The sequence below is a fragment of the Citrobacter portucalensis genome (assembly GCF_023374935.1).
GTDB classification, from domain to species: domain Bacteria; phylum Pseudomonadota; class Gammaproteobacteria; order Enterobacterales; family Enterobacteriaceae; genus Citrobacter; species Citrobacter portucalensis.
Genome location: NZ_CP092467.1, coordinates 79824 through 94250, shown reverse-complemented (window position 1 = coordinate 94250; position 14427 = coordinate 79824). Strand labels below are relative to the sequence as shown.

Here is a 14427-nt window from a genome sequence, read left to right as displayed (position 1 = left end):
CGTTTATATCCACTGCAGTAGACACATACTCACCCACATTTCGTGGGTGAAGTCATCGCACGACAGGAGTTTGCCATGGAACAAAATATCGTTAGCGGCTCGCTTTCCGCTACCCGTCCGCAATGGGACGGTTCGCGTCTGGTTTCCCGTATCGTCCACCTGGGATGCGGGGCGTTTCACCGTGCACATCAGGCGTTGTTTACTCACCATTTGCTGGAGTGTAGCGACAGCGACTGGGGGATCTGTGAAGTTAACCTGATGCCGGGGAACGATGCACGGTTGATTGAAAACCTTAGAGCACAAAATCTGCTTTATACCGTCGCAGAACGTGGAGCGGAAATAACAGAACTTAAGATCATTGGCTCAATGAAAGAAGCTCTGCACCCTGAATTTGATGGATGTGACGGGATTCTGAAAGCCATGGCGCGTCCCGAGACGGCGATTGTTTCTCTGACAGTGACGGAAAAGGGCTACTGCACGGAGGCAGCCAGCGGCAAGTTGGATCTGAACAACCCTCTGATTAAACATGACCTTACATCACCACAACAACCTAAGTCGGCTATTGGATACATCGTTGAGGCTTTAGACATGCGTCGTCTGCAGGGGATAAGGCCATTTACCGTTCTGTCATGTGATAACGTTCGAGAGAATGGTCTCGTTGCCAGAGCGGCGGTTATAGGACTGGCAAAGGCACGTTCGACGGAGCTGGCGACGTGGATTGCGCAAAACGTAACATTCCCTTGTACCATGGTTGACCGTATTGTTCCGGCAGTAACGGAAGAGACACTGCAACTGATTGCCGATCAGCTTGGTGTGTTCGATCCCTGTGGTATAGCCTGCGAGCCTTTCCGTCAGTGGGTGATAGAAGATAACTTTGTCAATGGCAGACCGGAGTGGGACAACGTCGGGGCACAGTTTGTCGAAGACGTCGTACCATTTGAAATGATGAAACTACGGATGCTGAACGGTAGTCACTCTTTTCTGGCGTATCTTGGCTATCTGGCCGGCTATGAAACAATCGCCGATACCATGGCTAATCCAGAATATCGTCAGGCGGTACGGAAGTTGATGCTGAATGAACAAGCTCCCACGTTGTCGATGCCTGAGGGCACTGATTTATCGGGTTACGCTGATTTACTGCTCTCCCGTTTTACCAACCCTTCACTCAGGCACCGTACCTCGCAGATTGCAATGGATGGCAGTCAGAAATTACCGCAACGCCTGCTTGATCCAATTCGTATCCATTTGGCAAAGGGAACCGATCATCGTCATCTGGTTCTTGGCGTTGCTGGATGGATGCGCTACGTTCGTGGTCTTGACGATAAAGGACAAAAGATAGATATCGTCGATCCACTTTTTGCCCGCTATCAGGCTATCCATCAGCAGTATCATAGCGCGCAAGAACGTGTACGTGCGCTACTGGCAATTGAGTCAATTTTTGGTCGCGATCTGCCAGAAAATAGCTCGTTCGTAAATGCGGTCATGGAGACGTACGTCCGGCTGGAACAGCGCGGAGCACGCGCGGTGCTTGAATCGCTACAGTGATTAATAAAGGAGAAAAACCATGGCCGCATTTATGACGGAAGACTTTTTACTCAAAAATGAGATTGCCCGCATGCTCTACCACAGGTATGCGGCAGTAATGCCCATTTACGACTTCCATTGCCACCTGAGCCCGAAAGAGATTGCGCAGGATCGCCGTTTTGAAAATCTTGGGCAAATCTGGCTTGAAGGGGACCATTATAAGTGGCGAGCTCTACGTACTGCGGGGGTAGAGGAGAGGCTCATTACCGGGAAAGAAACCAGTGATTACGAAAAATATCTTGCCTGGGCGGACACGGTGCCAAAAACACTAGGTAACCCACTGTACCACTGGACGCACCTCGAGTTACGTCGTCCCTTCGGCATCACGAATACGCTGCTGGATCCGCAAAGCGCTGATGCTATTTGGGAACACTGCAACGCGAAGCTGGCTACCCCAGAGTTTTCGGCCCGCGGGATCATGCGACAGATGAATGTAAGAATGGTCGGCACTACCGACGATCCCATTGACGATTTGCGGTATCACCGGCAAATCGCCGAGGATGCAAGCGTTGATATCGATGTTGCACCGAGCTGGCGTCCTGACCGGGTCTTTAAAATCGAGCTGGAGGGTTTTGTTGATTATTTGCATAAGCTGGAAGCTGCAGCGGATATTAGCATTACCCGCTTCGATGATCTGCGCTGTGCGCTGCGCCGTCGTCTCGATCATTTTGTTGCACATGGGTGCCGCGTGTCGGATCACGGTATTGAAACGGTGCGTTTTGCCCAGATACCGAACGACGCGCAGCTCGACGCTATTCTTGCTAAACGTCTCGCGGGCAATGAACTCAGCGAGCTGGAGATTGCGCAATTTTCTACGGCGGTTTTGGTCTGGTTGGGTCGCCAGTATGCTGCACGGGGATGGGTGATGCAGCTGCACATTGGGGCTATTCGTAACAACAATACGCGAATGTTCCGTTTACTTGGGCCGGACAGCGGTTTTGACTCAATTGGCGATAATAATATCAGTCAGCCGCTTGCCCGGTTGCTCGATAGCATGGATATGACCAACGAGCTGCCGAAAACGATTCTTTACTGCCTCAATCCACGTGATAACGAAGTGCTGGCGACGATGATTGGCAACTTCCAGGGGCCGGGTATTTCCGGGAAGGTACAGTTTGGTTCTGGTTGGTGGTTCAATGATCAGAAAGATGGTATGTTGCGCCAGCTGGAACAGTTATCACAGATGGGGTTGTTAAGTCAGTTTGTCGGCATGTTGACCGACTCTCGTAGTTTTCTGTCCTATACCCGGCATGAATATTTCCGACGTTTATTGTGTAACCTGATTGGCCGATGGGCTGAAGAGGGTGAAATCCCTGATGATGAAGTAATGTTGAGTCGTATGGTGCAGGACATTTGTTTCAATAATGCTCAGCGCTATTTTACGGTGGATCAGGCATTATTTGTCAGCTAATAATGCGAGGCACCGCAGGCAGTGATTGGTCAGCCAATTTTTTCTTTCGGTGCATTTTGCTATGTTATAAATCAAGTTAACATATTGTATTTGTTCATAATTTAATTGGTGTCATTGTTTGGTTTGTGTGGCTATAGCTGACTGACAACTTATGCTATAGTCTGAGTAATCCCCGATATTACGGGGTTATTTTGGTAAAAGTGAAGCCACAGCCACCATGAAACAAGCTCTATTTCAGCAGCGTCCCTACCAGGAGGTGGGTTCCATGCTGCGCCTGATGATCATTGAGAAAAAATATGCCGTAGGTGGGAGATTACCGCCAGAACGCGAAATAGCAGACATGCTTGAAGTCAGCCGTACGGTCGTTCGTGAAGCGTTGATCATGCTGGAAATCGAAGGCATCGTTGAAGTTCGTCGGGGCGCTGGTATTTTTGTGGTACGCATTCCTGATGGGAAAGAGGGGGTCGTCAGAGATGAAGAGAGCAGCGACGAGAATACACCGAACCAGTGTAATGATGCCGGTCCTTTTGAACTTCTCCAGGCCCGACAACTGCTGGAAAGTAACATAGCCGAATTCGCCGCCTTACAGGCGACCCGTGAAGATATCATAAAAATGCGCCGCGCTTTGCAGTTGCAGGAGGAGGGGGCAGTTTCTGACGATCACGAGGTCGGTGATATGCAATTTCATCTGGCAATTGCTGAAGCGACTCATAATAGCATGTTGGTTGAGCTGTTTAAGCAGTCCTGGCAGTGGCGTGTTAATAATCCCATGTGGATTCAGCTCCATCTTCATTTACGTGATACACAGTACCGTAAGGAATGGTTGGTCGATCACAAACAGATCCTTGCTGCTTTAATCAAAAAAGATGCACGGGCCGCGAAATTAGCCATGTGGCAGCATCTTGAGAATGTGAAAAACCGCCTGCTGGAACTCTCAGATTTTGATGATCTTAATTTCGACGGTTACCTCTTCGAATCCTGGCCATTACGTGATGCTAACGCTTGAACAGAATCCAACCGCAATAAGTAACGGCTTTATCTCGAAAATTCTGGATAAATGGGCGTATGGACACTTACTGGTTCCTGTCACGGCACTGTTGCAAATAGTCGGTGGTGATAAACTTATCATCCCCTTTTGCTGATGGAGCTGCACATGAACCCATTCAAAGGCCGGCATTTTCAGCGTGACATCATTCTGTGGGCCGTACGCTGGTACTGCAAATACGGCATCAGTTACCGTGAGCTGCAGGAGATGCTGGCTGAACGCGGAGTGAATGTCGATCACTCCACGATTTACCGCTGGGTTCAGCGTTATGCGCCTGAAATGGAAAAACGGCTGCGCTGGTACTGGCGTAACCCTTCCGATCTTTGCCCGTGGCACATGGATGAAACCTACGTGAAGGTCAATGGCCGCTGGGCGTATCTGTACCGGGCCGTCGACAGCCGGGGCCGCACTGTCGATTTTTATCTCTCCTCCCGTCGTAACAGCAAAGCTGCATACCGGTTTCTGGGTAAAATCCTCAACAACGTGAAGAAGTGGCAGATCCCGCGATTCATCAACACGGATAAAGCGCCCGCCTATGGTCGCGCGCTTGCTCTGCTCAAACGCGAAGGCCGGTGCCCGTCTGACGTTGAACACCGACAGATTAAGTACCGGAACAACGTGATTGAATGCGATCATGGCAAACTGAAACGGATAATCGGCGCCACGCTGGGATTTAAATCCATGAAGACGGCTTACGCCACCATCAAAGGTATTGAGGTGATGCGTGCACTACGCAAAGGCCAGGCCTCAGCATTTTATTATGGTGATCCCCTGGGCGAAATGCGCCTGGTAAGCAGAGTTTTTGAAATGTAAGGCCTTTGAATAAGACAAAAGGCTGCCTCATCGCTAACTTTGCAACAGTGCCGGATTGAATATAACCGACGTGACTGTTACATTTAGGTGGCTAAACCCGTCAAGCCCTCAGGAGTGAATCATGACCGTAGTCACGACCGCCGATACCTCCCAACTGTACGCACTTGCAGCCCGACATGGGCTCAAGCTCCATGGCCCGCTGACTGTCAATGAGCTTGGGCTCGACTATAGGATCGTGATCGCCACCGTCGACGATGGACGTCGGTGGGTGCTGCGCATCCCGCGCCGAGCCGAGGTAAGCGCGAAGGTCGAACCAGAGGCGCGGGTGCTGGCAATGCTCAAGAATCGCCTGCCGTTCGCGGTGCCGGACTGGCGCGTGGCCAACGCCGAGCTCGTTGCCTATCCCATGCTCGAAGACTCGACTGCGATGGTCATCCAGCCTGGTTCGTCCACGCCCGACTGGGTCGTGCCGCAGGACTCGGAGGTCTTCGCGGAGAGCTTCGCGACCGCGCTCGCCGCCCTGCATGCCGTCCCCATTTCCGCCGCCGTGGATGCGGGGATGCTCATCCGTACACCGACGCAGGCCCGTCAGAAGGTGGCCGACGACGTTGACCGCGTCCGACGCGAGTTCGTGGTGAACGACAAGCGCCTCCACCGGTGGCAGCGCTGGCTCGACGACGATTCGTCGTGGCCAGATTTCTCCGTGGTGGTGCATGGCGATCTCTACGTGGGCCATGTGCTCATCGACAACACGGAGCGCGTCAGCGGGATGATCGACTGGAGCGAGGCCCGCGTTGATGACCCTGCCATCGACATGGCCGCGCACCTTATGGTCTTTGGTGAAGAGGGGCTCGCGAAGCTCCTCCTCACGTATGAAGCGGCCGGTGGCCGGGTGTGGCCGCGGCTCGCCCACCACATCGCGGAGCGCCTTGCGTTCGGGGCGGTCACCTACGCACTCTTCGCCCTCGACTCGGGTAACGAAGAGTACCTCGCTGCGGCGAAGGCGCAGCTCGCCGCAGCGGAATGAGCGAACGTCGATATAGCCCGCTCGCGACGCTGTTCGCGGCGACCTTTCTCTTCCGGATCGGCAACGCGGTGGCGGCCCTCGCGCTTCCATGGTTCGTCCTGTCTCATACAAAGAGCGCGGCCTGGGCGGGCGCCACGGCCGCTAGCAGCGTCATCGCGACCATCATCGGCGCGTGGGTTGGTGGTGGCCTCGTCGATCGGTTCGGGCGCGCGCCCGTCGCATTGATCTCGGGTGTGGTGGGCGGCGTGGCCATGGCGAGCATCCCACTGCTCGATGCCGTTGGCGCCCTCTCGAACACTGGGCTGATCGCTTGCGTGGTGCTCGGTGCCGCGTTCGACGCACCCGGTATGGCCGCGCAGGACAGTGAGCTGCCCAAACTCGGCCACGTCGCCGGGCTCTCCGTTGAGCGCGTCTCGTCACTGAAAGCGGTGATCGGGAACGTCGCGATTCTAGGTGGCCCGGCCCTTGGGGGGGCCGCAATCGGCCTGCTTGGCGCTGCGCCAACGCTCGGGCTGACGGCGTTCTGCTCCGTCCTTGCAGGTCTGCTCGGCGCGTGGGTGCTTCCCGCGCGTGCCGCTCGGACGATGACCACGACGGCGACTCTCTCCATGCGCGCCGGCGTCGCTTTTCTCTGGAGCGAACCCCTGCTGCGCCCTCTCTTTGGTATAGTGATGATCTTCGTGGGCATCGTTGGCGCCAACGGCAGCGTCATCATGCCTGCGCTGTTTGTAGATGCAGGACGCCAAGTAGCAGAGCTCGGGCTGTTCTCCTCAATGATGGGGGCTGGTGGTCTCCTTGGCATTGCCATTCATGCGTCGGTCGGCGCCCGGATATCAGCGCAGAACTGGCTGGCGGTGGCATTTTGTGGCTCTGCGGTGGGCTCGCTTCTGCTTTCACAGTTGCCAGGCGTGCCGGTGCTGATGTTGTTGGGCGCGCTCGTGGGACTGCTGACCGGCTCAGTCTCTCCCATTCTCAACGCTGCCATCTACAACCGCACGCCGCCAGAACTTCTCGGCCGGGTACTCGGCACGGTCTCGGCGGTGATGCTGTCAGCCTCGCCCATGGTTATGCTTGCGGCCGGCGCGTTTGTCGACCTTGCTGGTCCGCTCCCTGGCCTCGTTGTATCGGCCGTGTTTGCGGGGCTCGTGGCTCTACTCTCGCTCCGTCTTCAATTTGCTACAATGGCGGCGGCAGCCACAGCCTCCGCCCCAACCCATACAGAAGGTGAACACTGATGCCCCGCCCCAAGCTCAAGTCCGATGACGAGGTACTCGAGGCCGCCACCGTAGTGCTGAAGCGTTGCGGTCCCATAGAGTTCACGCTCAGCGGAGTAGCAAAGGAGGTGGGGCTCTCCCGCGCAGCGTTAATCCAGCGCTTCACCAACCGCGATACGCTGCTGGTGAGGATGATGGAGCGCGGCGTCGAGCAGGTGCGGCATTACCTGAATGCGATACCGATAGGCGCAGGGCCGCAAGGGCTCTGGGAATTTTTGCAGGTGCTCGTTCGGAGCATGAACACTCGCAACGACTTCTCGGTGAACTATCTCATCTCCTGGTACGAGCTCCAGGTGCCGGAGCTACGCACGCTTGCGATCCAGCGGAACCGCGCGGTGGTGGAGGGGATCCGCAAGCGACTGCCCCCAGGTGCTCCTGCGGCAGCTGAGTTGCTCCTGCACTCGGTCATCGCTGGCGCGACGATGCAGTGGGCCGTCGATCCGGATGGTGAGCTAGCTGATCATGTGCTGGCTCAGATCGCTGCCATCCTGTGTTTAATGTTTCCCGAACACGACGATTTCCAACTCCTCCAGGCACATGCGTAAACGGAGGTGTGCAGAGTCCCTGCGGCAGGCGACGAACACGACCGTCGTCGATTAGTACCGGTACGGTCGGTGGTATCGAAGTCTTGATCACCACTCAGGTCTACGGCTTACAAATGGTGACCATCCCGATACTTGCGTCAGAGCACCGGGCCGATTCTTTGACAGTGAATCACTCCCGTAAGGTTGTGCCGGTGTGGGTGTCCCGGGTCGAGACGATACTCCGCCAATGCGCCCAGCAAACAACCTGGCCATCGCAGGTGGTGGGGAGCGGTGTGGCGGATGAGTTGGACAAGTTGGTGTAGCAGCACGAGCACGGCGAGATAACATCGCAGGAGTTCGACATGCTCAAGAGACAGCTGATTGCGAATCGCGATGCAGATTCATAACCCGATTGCGGGTTGGCTTCACTCCACCATCACCGAGCAGACTAGCACGGCGGGCTCTGTTGCAAAGATTGGCGGCAGTCAGAGGTAGGCTGTCGCTCTGCGCCGATCAGGCGGCTGCTGCGAAATGGTGGTTGAGCATGCCCATGGCCTCCGTCAGCGCCGAGGGCCCAATGCCAAAAGCTCTCTCCACAAGGCGCACCTCGCCCCTGATGCCGGGCTGCAGGCACCAGGGGCGAGCCTGTCCTTTGCGCAGGGCTCGCATGACTTCGAATCCCTTGATCGTGGCATAGGCCGTGGGGATCGATTTGAAACCGCGCACCGGCTTGATCAGTATCTTGAGCTTTCCGTGATCGGCCTCGATCACGTTATTGAGATACTTCACCTGCCGGTGGGCCGTCTCCCGGTCCAGCTTTCCTTCGCGCTTCAATTCGGTGATCGCTGCACCATAGCTCGGCGCTTTGTCGGTATTGAGCGTGGCAGGCTTTTCCCAGTGCTTCAGGCCTCGCAGGGCCTTGCCCAGGAACCGCTTCGCTGCCTTGGCGCTGCGGGTCGGCGACAGGTAGAAATCGATCGTGTCGCCCCGCTTGTCGACTGCCCGGTACAGGTAGGTCCACTTGCCCCGCACCTTGACGTAGGTTTCATCCAGGCGCCAGCTCGGATCAAAGCCACGCCGCCAGAACCAGCGCAGCCGCTTCTCCATCTCCGGGGCGTAGCACTGGACCCAGCGATAGATCGTCGTATGGTCGACCGAAATGCCGCGTTCCGCCAGCATTTCCTCAAGGTCGCGATAGCTGATCGGATAGCGACAATACCAGCGCACCGCCCACAGGATCACATCACCCTGGAAATGGCGCCACTTGAAATCCGTCATCGTTCCGTCCGTCCAATCTCCGCCAAGCATGCTCAAGCTTCACGATTTTTGCAACAGAGCCCACACGAGTATTGAGCATAGTCGAGATTGGTGCAGATCACTTCTGATATTGAACTGTCAGGAGCTGGCTGCACAACAGCCATTACGCCCAATCAACTGGTGCAGTCGTCTTCTGAAAATGACAATCCAGTTAGGGTATAGCTCAACCTGACATAGAAGCAAAAACTCAACCACCTTCTACCAACTCTCCGAACAGCTCCTTGACCTTTGTTTTCGCATCAGCAAGTGCAGTTCTGCCTTGTTCAGTGATGTCATAAACACGCCGTTCACGTCGCCCGGTGCGTTCGTGGCGTGAGGTCAGATAGCCTTTTTTTTCCAGGCCGTGCAGCATCGGGTACACGGTGCCAGCGCTCATCTCGTAGCCGTGTCGGCGTAGCTCTTCGATGATCCCCAGCCCAAAGACAGGTTCCTCGGCTGCATGGTGAAGGATGTGCAGGCGGATCAAACCGCCGTAGAGGTCTTTGTCAGTCATTTTTTGTGCCTCACAGAGCGACGCTCAACAGCCACCCAGCTGCACCGCTACCGAGGACAACCAGCCACGGCGGGAGCTTCCAGAACATAAGTGCGACAAGGGCAACTAATGCCAAGCCGAAGTCTTGCGGCTGAAAGATGGCGCTAGTCCATACAGGCTGATACAGCGCGGCCAGCAGCAAGCCGACTACAGCGGCATTGATCCCGGCCAGCGCAGCTTGGATGCCTGTATTGCGGCGCAAACGCTCCCAAAATGGCATTGATCCGACGACCAGCAAGAACGAGGGCGCGAAGATAGCCAGCAGACACACAATGCCGCCGATCCAGCCCGACGGGGCGGTGTTCATCGAGGCACCAAGAAACGCGGCGAACGTGAACAAAGGGCCGGGCACCGCTTGAGCTGCCCCGTACCCCGCGAGAAAGGATTCATTGTTGACCCAGCCGGAGGGCACCACTTCGGCTTGCAGTAATGGCAGCACAACGTGACCACCGCCGAACACCAGTGATCCGACACGATAGAAGGAATCCACCATTGCCATGGTTTGACTTGGCATCAGTTCGGCCAACACCGGCAGGCCAATCAGCAAGACAAAGAACAGCGAGAGCCAAAGCACGCCGGCCCGGTGACTGACCGTGATAGGTAGGGGGTCATGCTCAACAACTTTCGCTGGCTTGAACAATAACCGGCCTGCGATGCCTGCGATAGCAATCACGCCAACCTGTCCCCACGCGGACGGCACAAGTAAAACGACGCAGGTAGCAATTGCCATGATGGTGACTCGCAGCCCATCCGTGCATAGGTTACGCGCCATGCCCCATACTGCTTGAGCGACCACGGCCACAGCCACCACTTTTAAGCCATGCAACGCGCCCTGCGAGACGTAATCGCCATAGCTGGAGATGCCGAGCGCAAAAAGGATCAAGGCTATGGCAGACGGCAGCGTGAAGCCAGCCCAAGCAGCCAGCGCCCCGCTGTATCCAGCCCGAGACAGTCCTACCGCTATGCCGACCTGGCTGCTTGCAGGCCCTGGCAAGAACTGACAAAGCGCGACCAAGTCAGCATAGCTCCGTTCGGAGAGCCAGCGCCGCCGTGTGACAAATTCGGCGCGGAAGTAGCCCAAGTGCGCAATGGGGCCGCCAAAAGATGTCAATCCAAGCCGCAGAAAAATAAGAAAGACCGACCATGGTCTGCTGTCATCGGTAGGGTTATTCGTCATACTTTCGCCTTCATGATCTGCAACGAGTTGATCAATAATAAGCGAAATTCGATAACGAAATTCGATATAAATCTAGAAAAAAATACCTCTATGTGTACTACGCAGTTTTAGCTGTGGCTTTCACAGGAGCACGCTTACTTACGGCTTAGCGTGCTTTATTTTCCGTTTTCTGAGGCGATCCCTAGGAGCTCGGATCTCAGGACGAAGGTCTCCGCGAATGTCCGGTCGATCCGCGCGACGTCCCAGGCGGGCGTTCCCTTGGCGGACATCCACGCCGCAGCGTCGTGCATCAGCCGCACAACCTCGTCGATATCACCCGAGCAGGCGACCCGAACGTTCGGAGGCTCCTCGCTGTCCATTCGCTCCCCTGGCGCGGTATGAACCGCCGCCTCATAGTGCAGTTTGATCCTGACGAGCCCAGCATGTCTGCGCCCACCTTCGCGGAACCTGACCAGGGTCCGCTAGCGGGCGGCCGGAAGGTGAATGCTAGGCATGATCTAACCCTCGGTCTCTGGCGTCGCGACTGCGAAATTTCGCGAGGGTTTCCGAGAAGGTGATTGCGCTTCGCAGATCTCCAGGCGCGTGGGTGCGGACGTAGTCAGCGCCATTGCCGATCGCGTGAAGTTCCGCCGCAAGGCTCGCTGGACCCAGATCCTTTACAGGAAGGCCAACGGTGGCGCCCAAGAAGGATTTCCGCGACACCGAGACCAATAGCGGAAGCCCCAACGCCGACTTCAGCTTTTGAAGGTTCGACAGCACGTGCAGCGATGTTTCCGGTGCGGGGCTCAAGAAAAATCCCATCCCCGGATCGAGGATGAGCCGGTCGGCAGCGACCCCGCTCCGTCGCAAGGCGGAAACCCGCGCCTCGAAGAACCGCACAATCTCGTCGAGCGCGTCTTCGGGTCGAAGGTGACCGGTGCGGGTGGCGATGCCATCCCGCTGCGCTGAGTGCATAACCACCAGCCTGCAGTCCGCCTCAGCAATATCGGGATAGAGCGCAGGGTCAGGAAATCCTTGGATATCGTTCAGGTAGCCCACGCCGCGCTTGAGCGCATAGCGCTGGGTTTCCGGTTGGAAGCTGTCGATTGAAACACGGTGCATCTGATCGGACAGGGCGTCTAAGAGCGGCGCAATACGTCTGATCTCATCGGCCGGCGATACAGGCCTCGCGTCCGGATGGCTGGCGGCCGGTCCGACATCCACGACGTCTGATCCGACTCGCAGCATTTCGATCGCCGCGGTGACAGCGCCGGCGGGGTCTAGCCGCCGGCTCTCATCGAAGAAGGAGTCCTCGGTGAGATTCAGAATGCCGAACACCGTCACCATGGCGTCGGCCTCCGCAGCGACTTCCACGATGGGGATCGGGCGAGCAAAAAGGCAGCAATTATGAGCCCCATACCTACAAAGCCCCACGCATCAAGCTTTTGCCCATGAAGCAACCAGGCAATGGCTGTAATTATGACGACGCCGAGTCCCGACCAGACTGCATAAGCAACACCGACAGGGATGGATTTCAGAACCAGAGAAAGAAAATAAAATGCGATGCCATAACCGATTATGACAACGGCGGAAGGGGCAAGCTTAGTAAAGCCCTCGCTAGATTTTAATGCGGATGTTGCGATTAGGGGTCTGACGCTCAGTGGAACGAAAACTCACGTTAAGGGATTTTGGTCATGAGATTATCAAAAAGGATCTTCACCTAGATCCTTTTAAATTAAAAATGAAGTTTTAAATCAATCTAAAGTATATATGACCTAGATTCTACGTCAGTACTTCAAAAAGCATAATCAAAGCCTTGATAAATATGCATTCCTTCGAAATTCAGCTTTCACCCATTGGGTGAAAGAAAAGTGCTCAAAAATATGTTAAATTATCAGCTTTTATGACTCGATATATGGTAAAATAATAGTAAGAAAAGTAGTAAAAAGGGGTTCTAATTATGATTAATAAAATTGATTTCAAAGCTAAGAATCTAACATCAAATGCAGGTCTTTTTCTGCTCCTTGAGAATGCAAAAAGCAATGGGATTTTTGATTTTATTGAAAATGACCTCGTATTTGATAATGACTCAACAAATAAAATCAAGATGAATCATATAAAGACCATGCTCTGCGGTCACTTCATTGGCATTGATAAGTTAGAACGTCTAAAGCTACTTCAAAATGATCCCCTCGTCAACGAGTTTGATATTTCCGTAAAAGAACCTGAAACAGTGTCACGGTTTCTAGGAAACTTCAACTTCAAGACAACCCAAATGTTTAGAGACATTAATTTTAAAGTCTTTAAAAAACTGCTCACTAAAAGTAAATTGACATCCATTACGATTGATATTGATAGTAGTGTAATTAACGTAGAAGGTCATCAAGAAGGTGCGTCAAAAGGATATAATCCTAAGAAACTGGGAAACCGATGCTACAATATCCAATTTGCATTTTGCGACGAATTAAAAGCATATGTTACCGGATTTGTAAGAAGTGGCAATACTTACACTGCAAACGGTGCTGCGGAAATGATCAAAGAAATTGTTGCTAACATCAAATCAGACGATTTAGAAATTTTATTTCGAATGGATAGTGGCTACTTTGATGAAAAAATTATCGAAACGATAGAATCTCTTGGATGCAAATATTTAATTAAAGCCAAAAGTTATTCTACACTCACCTCACAAGCAACGAATTCATCAATTGTATTCGTTAAAGGAGAAGAAGGTAGAGAAACTACAGAACTGTATACAAAATTAGTTAAATGGGAAAAAGACAGAAGATTTGTCGTATCTCGCGTACTGAAACCAGAAAAAGAACCAGCGGCGCTCCGGTGCGCGCAATCGCCTCGGCAACATTCGTCGGATTTAGCCCGCCTGCCAGCCCCCACGGCAAGGCACCGCGATATCCGGCCAGCAGCGACCAGTCGAACGCCAACCCCATGCCGCCGGGCAGCGCGCCTTTGGGGGTCTTGGCGTCGAACAAGATCAAGTCCGCCGCCCCGGCATAGGCTGCGGCGCGTGCGACATCGCTGGCGCTGGCGACGGGCAGCGCCTTCCACACCGGCTTGCCAAACCGCGCGCGCAACTGGGCCACGCGTTCGGGCGATTCCGAACCGTGCAGCTGCAGCGCGTTCAGCTTGGCTGCCACCAGTGCGTCGGCGATGACAGCATCATCCGCATCGACGAACAAACCGACCATGGCGATCTGGCCAGCTGCGCGCGATGTCAAAGCGCCCGCGACATTCGACGTAACCGCACGGGGCGACGCTGGATAGAACACCAACCCGGCATAGTCCGCCCGCGCCGCGATGGTCGCATCGAGCGCCTCGGGTGTGCTGATCCCGCAAATCTTGATTTTCGCGGGCATGCGGTCAGTCGGGGTTCTGGATCAGCCGCACCAGCGTGCAGTCGGGATCGATCAGGTAGCCGATCCTCAGGCCGCTCGCCTCCAGTTGCGGAGCTTTGAAGCGCGGCCAGCCGGTGCTTTTTTCCTCGGCTCCCGCCGCGTTCACCAATGCCACCATGGCATCGAGATCATCCAACCGCAGGCAACAGCCGAACGAGCTCGTAGCTGGGTCGAGGTCAGGATAGGGGAAGAATTCGAGCTGCAAACCGCCGCGCTGCAGGATCATCCAGCCGCGATCCTTCCAACTCGTCGCAAAGCCCAGCTTCGCATAAAACGCCTCTGTCACATCGAAATCGCGCGATGGCAGATTGGGGGTGACGTGGTCAGCCATGGC

At 54.9% G+C, this 14427-nt stretch carries 15 protein-coding genes and 2 pseudogenes; 8 read left to right on the top strand and 9 right to left on the bottom strand.

Annotation, left to right across the window (positions count from 1 at the left end; all coding sequences use genetic code 11):
• Nucleotides 1-75: 75 nt before the first annotated feature.
• From LY264_RS25160 to mphR(A), 7 genes are all read left to right on the top strand, one after another.
• Nucleotides 76-1545 carry a fructuronate reductase gene (locus LY264_RS25160; RefSeq protein ID WP_022652294.1) on the top strand — a complete coding sequence of 490 codons (1470 nt, stop codon included), beginning with the start codon at nucleotides 76-78 and terminating at the stop codon, nucleotides 1543-1545.
• A 19-nt stretch (nucleotides 1546-1564) separates the two neighbouring features.
• The gene (uxaC, locus tag LY264_RS25155) at nucleotides 1565-2995 is read left to right on the top strand and encodes a glucuronate isomerase (RefSeq protein ID WP_022652293.1); all 1431 of its coding nucleotides are present in this window, start codon (nucleotides 1565-1567) and stop codon (nucleotides 2993-2995) included.
• A 217-nt stretch (nucleotides 2996-3212) separates the two neighbouring features.
• Nucleotides 3213-4001 (top strand): Uxu operon transcriptional regulator, encoded by a 789-nt coding sequence (gene uxuR, locus LY264_RS25150; protein ID WP_032430963.1) that lies wholly within the window; start codon nucleotides 3213-3215, stop codon nucleotides 3999-4001.
• Between the two features lie 147 nt (nucleotides 4002-4148).
• Entirely contained in the window at nucleotides 4149-4853 is a 705-nt protein-coding gene (locus LY264_RS25145; protein ID WP_001067855.1) for an IS6-like element IS26 family transposase, read from the top strand.
• Between the two features lie 121 nt (nucleotides 4854-4974).
• A complete protein-coding gene (locus LY264_RS25140) occupies nucleotides 4975-5880 on the top strand; it encodes an Mph(A) family macrolide 2'-phosphotransferase (protein ID WP_000219391.1) in 906 nt (301 codons plus the stop codon).
• Nucleotides 5877-7115, top strand: coding sequence for a phosphorylated macrolide efflux MFS transporter Mrx(A) (gene mrx(A) / locus LY264_RS25135; protein ID WP_000004159.1), 1239 nt, complete (start codon nucleotides 5877-5879; stop codon nucleotides 7113-7115). Before LY264_RS25140 ends, mrx(A) begins: the two co-directional genes overlap by 4 nt.
• Entirely contained in the window at nucleotides 7115-7699 is a 585-nt protein-coding gene (gene mphR(A), locus LY264_RS25130) for a macrolide-binding transcriptional repressor MphR(A) (protein WP_001137892.1), read from the top strand. Before mrx(A) ends, mphR(A) begins: the two co-directional genes overlap by 1 nt.
• 492 nt (nucleotides 7700-8191) lie before the next feature.
• Here the strand turns inward: mphR(A) and LY264_RS25125 are convergent, their stop codons facing one another.
• From LY264_RS25125 to LY264_RS25100, 7 genes and pseudogenes are all read right to left on the bottom strand, one after another.
• Nucleotides 8192-8956 (bottom strand): IS6-like element IS6100 family transposase, encoded by a 765-nt coding sequence (locus LY264_RS25125; protein ID WP_001389365.1) that lies wholly within the window; start codon nucleotides 8954-8956, stop codon nucleotides 8192-8194.
• Nucleotides 8957-9073: 117 nt separating this feature from the next.
• Nucleotides 9074-9139 (bottom strand): annotated as a pseudogene (locus LY264_RS26045) (EAL domain-containing protein); the annotation flags it as partial.
• Nucleotides 9140-9182: 43 nt separating this feature from the next.
• Nucleotides 9183-9488, bottom strand: coding sequence for a PadR family transcriptional regulator (locus tag LY264_RS25120; RefSeq protein WP_000130000.1), 306 nt, complete (start codon nucleotides 9486-9488; stop codon nucleotides 9183-9185).
• 10 nt (nucleotides 9489-9498) lie between these two features.
• On the bottom strand, nucleotides 9499-10704 hold the full coding sequence (gene chrA / locus LY264_RS25115) for a chromate efflux transporter (protein ID WP_000184001.1): 1206 nt from the start codon (nucleotides 10702-10704) through the stop codon (nucleotides 9499-9501).
• Nucleotides 10705-10859: 155 nt separating this feature from the next.
• Complete coding sequence (locus LY264_RS25110; RefSeq protein WP_000376616.1) at nucleotides 10860-11063, bottom strand: hypothetical protein; 204 nt, start codon at nucleotides 11061-11063, stop codon at nucleotides 10860-10862.
• Nucleotides 11064-11190: 127 nt separating this feature from the next.
• The gene (gene sul1, locus LY264_RS25105; RefSeq protein ID WP_000259031.1) at nucleotides 11191-12030 is read right to left on the bottom strand and encodes a sulfonamide-resistant dihydropteroate synthase Sul1; all 840 of its coding nucleotides are present in this window, start codon (nucleotides 12028-12030) and stop codon (nucleotides 11191-11193) included.
• Nucleotides 12024-12344, bottom strand: a complete 321-nt coding sequence (locus LY264_RS25100) for a DMT family transporter (protein WP_118881660.1) — start codon at nucleotides 12342-12344, stop codon at nucleotides 12024-12026. Before LY264_RS25100 ends, sul1 begins: the two co-directional genes overlap by 7 nt.
• Before the next feature lie 299 nt (nucleotides 12345-12643).
• On the opposite strand from LY264_RS25100, the pseudogene LY264_RS25095 reads away from it, so the two are divergent.
• A pseudogene (locus LY264_RS25095) lies at nucleotides 12644-13516 on the top strand (IS1380-like element ISEcp1 family transposase); the annotation flags it as partial.
• On the opposite strand, the gene LY264_RS25090 reads toward LY264_RS25095, so the two are convergent.
• Both LY264_RS25090 and ble read right to left on the bottom strand, forming a co-directional pair.
• A complete protein-coding gene (locus LY264_RS25090; protein WP_214632583.1) occupies nucleotides 13446-14054 on the bottom strand; it encodes a phosphoribosylanthranilate isomerase in 609 nt (202 codons plus the stop codon). The pseudogene LY264_RS25095 and the gene LY264_RS25090 overlap by 71 nt on opposite strands.
• A 4-nt stretch (nucleotides 14055-14058) precedes the next feature.
• Nucleotides 14059-14424: a bleomycin binding protein Ble-MBL gene (ble, locus tag LY264_RS25085; protein ID WP_004201167.1), complete on the bottom strand. Its 366-nt coding sequence runs from the start codon at nucleotides 14422-14424 to the stop codon at nucleotides 14059-14061.
• Between the last annotated feature and the right edge of the window lie 3 nt (nucleotides 14425-14427).